The 445-nt window shown below is 51.0% G+C and carries 1 pseudogene; it reads left to right on the forward strand.

Annotation, left to right across the window (positions count from 1 at the left end):
• Window positions 1-445: pseudogene (locus tag ACU8YC_RS27700) on the forward strand (fimbria/pilus periplasmic chaperone); the annotation flags it as partial.

Below are 445 nucleotides of genomic sequence, written 5' to 3' on the forward strand. Positions count from 1 at the left end.
AATTCGGCTGGAAAATAAAGGTTCGCGCCCGGCATGAACGCAAAGCTGGCTGGATGACGGCAATCACAACGCCGACGCAAGCACGATTAATCTTCCTTTCAACGCAACGCCGCCGGTGTCGCGCATTGAAGCGGGCCGCGGGCAGACAGTGAAAATCACCTTTACCGGCGGACGCGCATTACCGAAAGATCGGGAAAGTATCTATTGGTTTAACGTCCTTGAAGTGCCGCACAAAATGAAAGACGAAGACGTTAACGAAAAAAATCTTCTGCAGTTGGCATTCCGTACACGAATTAGAATGTTCTACCGCCCAAGCGGGCTGAACGATAACGCCTCGGAAGCACCGCATAAATTACAGTGGCGCCTGCAGCAAAAAGCGGGCAAGCCCGTACTGCACGGCACCAATCCCACTGGCTATTTTGTTTCGTTTAATAAAGTAGAAACC

The organism is Citrobacter sp. VF227 (genome assembly GCF_052950715.1).